Genomic DNA, 1,169 nt, shown 5'->3' on the forward strand with positions numbered 1-1,169 from the left:
TTGCTGTATCCTTATAATCCTTCTCTAAATAATCTAATGCTAATTCTTTACGTCCTTCCTTGCTTAAATTCCATACCATATCTTTTTGATCTCTAAACCTGTCTTTACTCCAATATAACTCTACACTTTCTCTATGCCTACTCATCGCCACATATGTACTATGCTTATCCATATATTTTGATGGCATCACAAATGCCTTATCTACAGTTATCCCTTGTGATTTATGTATCGTTGCTGCATATCCATGATCTATATGATTGTAATCTCTTATATCAAAAACTACCTTCCCGCCTTTATCTAAATTAACTTCAAACTTCCATCCATCAAAACCATCAATTGTTCCAAGCGTCCCGTTCTTTACTCCAAGCTCCTTATCGTTCTTTAAAAAGTAAATCCTATCCTCAATTGCAAAGTCTCTCTTACCATTATGCGTATCAAATTTAGCTTCTATCCCTAATTCATTATCCGCTCTTCTTACTTCCCTGGCCCTCTCATTTAACGCCTTTACATCCGCTCTTGTAAAGCTCAACATTATCGCAGATTTATTTTCTGATACCGCTTCATGCCAATCATTTACCATTGCCTCCCTTGCTTTTGCTACATCTTCAAATGCATGCACCATACCCCTTTTTCTATATTCCCCAATTGCATCTCCTATTTCTCCAAGTGCTAACAATTTTGTTGCATCAATCTGCCAACTCTCCTTCTGTCTTCTTATATCATTTAACTCAACATGTCCTACTCTTTCTATTACTCCCCTAAATGCTCCTCCTGCTTCTATTGCTTGTAATTGCTGTGGATCTCCTATAAGCACAACCTTTGCATCGGCAAATGTTACTTCATCTATTATCTTTGATAAATCTCTACTGCCTAACATGCCTGCTTCGTCCACCACTACTATATCATTCTTCTGCAATCTCTCTCTTTCATTATTCCAATTGACCATCCTGTTTGCTACCGTATAACTCTTTATGCCACTTTCTCCTTCTAGGTTTTCAGCAGCTATTCCAGATAACGCCATTCCTACCACATTATATCCTTCTTTCTCCCATACCTTTCTTGCCGCTCCTAACATATAACTCTTGCCACTTCCTGCATATCCAACTACACATGCCATATCTCTATCACCTGTAATATGCCTAAATGCTTCTCCTTGTGATTCACTTAGC

Annotated in this window: 1 protein-coding gene; it reads right to left on the reverse strand. The window is 37.9% G+C overall.

What is annotated here, in order from left to right:
- Nucleotides 1–1,169 (reverse strand): AAA family ATPase (locus L8D11_RS05365; RefSeq protein ID WP_236870639.1); only part of this gene is annotated, 1,169 nt, incomplete at both ends.

This window comes from Candidatus Bandiella numerosa, from assembly GCF_021811875.1.
Classification (GTDB): Bacteria; Pseudomonadota; Alphaproteobacteria; order Rickettsiales; family Midichloriaceae; genus Aquirickettsia; species Aquirickettsia numerosa_A.